We start from the raw sequence: 3,657 nt of genomic DNA, 5'->3' as shown, positions 1-3,657 counted from the left end.
CGTGGCCAATCGTGCCGATGTTCACGTGAGGCTTGTTACGCTCGAATTTACCTTTGGCCATAATCGTTCTCCGTCTATTCTACCCGCTAAGGGGAAATTGTTATTCGCTCTTCAGATCCGGCACCGCGCAAGGAGCGCGACCCGGTGGCTAAGAAACCCTTAGGCGTATTTCTTCTGGACTTCCTGAGCCACTGCGGTCGGAACCGGCTCATAGTGATCGAACTGCATGGTGTAGGCCGCACGGCCCTGGCTCATCGAGCGCAGGTTGTCGACATACTTGAACATGTTGGCGAGCGGCACCATCGCGTTGATGACGACGGCGACGCCGCGCGCTTCCTGGCCCTGGATCTGGCCACGACGACCGTTCAGATCGCCGATGACGCTGCCGACGTAATCTTCCGGCGTCACCACTTCGACCTTCATGATCGGCTCGAGCAGCTGCACGCCAAGCTTGGGTGCGGCTTCACGGAAGCAGGCGCGGCCGGCGATTTCGAAGGCCAGAACGCTGGAGTCGACATCGTGGTAAGCGCCGTCGATCAGCGTCGCCTTGACGCCGATCATCGGGAAGCCCGCGAACGGACCCGAGGTCATGACGCTGTTGATGCCCTTTTCGACACCGGGGATGTATTCCTTCGGCACGGCGCCGCCGACGATCTTGGTCTCGAACTCGAACTCGCTGCTGTCCGGGTTCGGCTCGAAGACGATCTTGACGCGAGCGAACTGACCGGTACCGCCGGTCTGCTTCTTGTGCGTGTAGTCCTGCTCGTGCCTGCGGGTGATCGTCTCGCGATAAGCCACCTGCGGTGCGCCGACATTGGCCTCGACCTTGAACTCGCGACGCATACGGTCGACGATGATGTCCAGGTGAAGTTCGCCCATGCCGGAAATGATGGTCTGGCCGCTTTCCTCGTCGGTCTTGACACGGAAGGACGGATCCTCGGCGGCCAGGCGGTGAAGGGCGAGGCCCATCTTTTCCTGGTCGTTCTTGGTCTTCGGCTCGATGGCGATCTGGATGACCGGATCGGGGAATTCCATGCGCTCGAGAATGACCGGATGCAGCGGATCGCTCAGCGTGTCGCCGGTGGTCGTGTCCTTGAGACCGGCAAGAGCAACGATGTCGCCGGCAAAAGCCTCTTCGACGTCGGCGCGCGAGTTCGCATGCATCTGCAGCATGCGGCCGATGCGCTCTTTCTTGCCTTTCACGGTGTTGTCGACCGAGATGCCCTTGGTGAGCCTGCCCGAATAGATGCGGGCAAAGGTCAGCGAACCGACGAACGGGTCGTTCATGATCTTGAAGGCGAGCATCGACAGAGGCTCGTTGTCGTCGGCGTGACGCTCGATCTCGGCGTCGGTCTTGGCATCGACACCCTTGATGGCGGGAACATCGGCCGGCGACGGCAGATATTCGACGACGGCGTCGAGCAGCGGCTGCACGCCCTTGTTCTTAAAGGCCGAGCCACAGAACATCGGGTAGAACTTGACCGCGATGGTGCCCTTGCGGATCAGCGCGCGGATCTCGTCATTCGACGGCATCTTGCCTTCGAGGTAATTCTCGAGCGCCGTCTCGTCCATTTCGACGGCGGCCTCGATCATCTTCTCGCGGTATTCTTCGGCACGAGCCTTGAGGTCGTCCGGGATCTCGACGACATCCCAGGCAGCGCCCAGTGTCTCGTCGCGCCAGACAAGCGCGTTCATCTCGACGAGGTCGACGACGCCCTTGAACTCGGTCTCGGCGCCAATCGGCAGCTGCATGACAACGGCATGCGCGCCGAGGCGCGAACCGATCATCTCGACCGAGCGGTAGAAGTCGGCGCCGATCTTGTCCATCTTGTTGCAGAAGATCATGCGCGGAACGCGGTACTTGTCGGCCTGGCGCCAGACGGTCTCGGTCTGCGGCTCAACGCCGGCATTGGCATCGAGCAGCGCGATGGCGCCGTCGAGCACGCGCAGCGAACGCTCGACTTCGATGGTGAAGTCGACGTGGCCGGGGGTGTCGATGATGTTGAAGCGGTGCATCTTGCCGTCACGAGCCTTCCAGAAGGTCGTGGTCGCGGCGGAGGTGATCGTGATGCCGCGCTCCTGCTCCTGCTCCATCCAATCCATGGTGGCAGCGCCGTCGTGGACTTCGCCGATCTTGTGCGACTTGCCCGTGTAGTAGAGGACGCGCTCGGTGGTCGTCGTCTTGCCGGCGTCAATATGCGCCATGATACCGAAATTGCGGTAGTCTTCGATTTTGTATTCGCGGGCCATCGTAGCTGCCTCTCAGTCTCGTTCGCGCTTTACCAGCGGTAGTGCGCGAAAGCGCGGTTGGCTTCAGCCATCTTGTGGGTGTCTTCACGCTTCTTGACAGCCGTGCCGCGGTTGTTGGCCGCGTCCATCAGCTCGCCGGAGAGGCGGTCGACCATCGTGGTCTCATTGCGATTGCGGGCCGCAGCGATCAGCCAGCGAATGGCCAATGCCTGGCGGCGCTCGGGGCGCACATCAACCGGAACCTGGTAGGTGGCGCCACCGACACGACGCGAACGCACTTCAACATGAGGCGCGACATTGTCGAGCGCCTGATGGAAGACGGTGACCGGCTCCTGCTTGGTCTTCGACTGAACCTGGTCGAGCGCGCCGTAGACGATGGTCTCGGCGACCGACTTCTTGCCGTCATACATGACGGCGTTCATGAACTTGGTGACGATCAGATCGCCGAACTTCGGGTCCGGATTGATCTCACGCTTTTCTGCACTGTGACGACGCGACATGGCTTTTGTCTCTCAATCTCATAACCCGACGCACCCAAGGAGCGCCAAGGCCGGAAAATCTTACTTCGGACGCCCCTTACTTCGGACGCTTGGCGCCGTACTTCGAACGGCGCTGCTTGCGGTTCTTCACACCCTGCGTGTCGAGCACGCCGCGGATGATGTGGTAGCGAACGCCCGGAAGATCCTTGACGCGGCCGCCGCGGATCATCACCACGGAGTGTTCCTGAAGGTTGTGGCCTTCGCCGGGGATGTACCCGATCACTTCAAAACCATTGGTCAGGCGGATCTTGGCCACCTTGCGCAGCGCCGAGTTCGGCTTCTTCGGCGTCGTTGTATAGACGCGCGTGCAGACGCCCCGCTTCTGCGGGTTCTGCTGCATGGCCGGGACCTTGTTGCGCTTCACCGGCGCAATGCGCGGCTTGCGGATCAGCTGGTTGACGGTAGGCATTAAACCCTCTTGTCTCTCAATTCCGTGTCTCGCCCGGTCAGGGCCGCTCAAAGCGTCATTTCCATACGCAAATTCGGGCCATAAACCGCGCCTCGCGGTCTTGCCCGAACAAAAGGCAGAGGAAGCGGAAGCCGCTTCGTGCACGCCGGAAATGTCTTTTCGCTCGTAAAACGAACCCTGTTTGAGGCAAACTCCAAAGCGTGTCGCTTCGGAAGGGAGAGCCTCACATCGGTTCTGACTGGGCGGCTTCTACTCGTAAGACCGCGGACCGTCAAGCCCGGAGCACTAAATATTGCGCGCCGACCAAGGCTTGGCAGCCATGCGAAAACCGCATGTAATTTTCTTTCGCATTTTTGCAAGAGCGAGGAAGAAAGTGACAAGCCTTCAGGCAAAGTGAATGGGTTTGCGCTGTTGCGCGGCCTTGCTTCATGCGAAAAGGCCGCATGAGCAGTCAAAACC

Annotated in this window: 3 protein-coding genes; all 3 read right to left on the bottom strand. The window is 60.5% G+C overall.

The window, feature by feature from the left end; translation table 11 throughout:
* Positions 1–159: 159 nt before the first annotated feature.
* Positions 160–2,250, bottom strand: a complete 2,091-nt coding sequence (fusA, locus tag EOC06_RS34460; protein ID WP_027027748.1) for an elongation factor G — start codon at positions 2,248–2,250, stop codon at positions 160–162.
* A gap of 29 nt (positions 2,251–2,279) precedes the next feature.
* Complete coding sequence (gene rpsG / locus EOC06_RS34455; protein ID WP_008875664.1) at positions 2,280–2,750, bottom strand: 30S ribosomal protein S7; 471 nt, start codon at positions 2,748–2,750, stop codon at positions 2,280–2,282.
* Positions 2,751–2,826: 76 nt separating this feature from the next.
* Complete coding sequence (gene rpsL / locus EOC06_RS34450) at positions 2,827–3,198, bottom strand: 30S ribosomal protein S12 (RefSeq protein WP_006333356.1); 372 nt, start codon at positions 3,196–3,198, stop codon at positions 2,827–2,829.
* Positions 3,199–3,657 lie beyond the last annotated feature (459 nt).

Origin of the sequence: Mesorhizobium sp. M7A.F.Ca.MR.362.00.0.0, assembly GCF_004023175.1 — a bacterium.
In the GTDB taxonomy this organism is placed as follows: Bacteria; Pseudomonadota; Alphaproteobacteria; order Rhizobiales; family Rhizobiaceae; genus Mesorhizobium.
Note: the sequence above shows the minus strand (reverse complement) of the source record. Positions and strands in the feature narration are given on the sequence as shown.

What these genes read in the sequence shown, in the direction of transcription:
- fusA (WP_027027748.1), bottom strand. Translation starts at nt 2,250, where the DNA reads ATGGCCCGCGAATACAAAATCGAAGACTACCGCAATTTCGGTATCATG.
- rpsG (WP_008875664.1), bottom strand. Translation starts at nt 2,750, where the DNA reads ATGTCGCGTCGTCACAGTGCAGAAAAGCGTGAGATCAATCCGGACCCG.
- rpsL (WP_006333356.1), bottom strand. Translation starts at nt 3,198, where the DNA reads ATGCCTACCGTCAACCAGCTGATCCGCAAGCCGCGCATTGCGCCGGTG.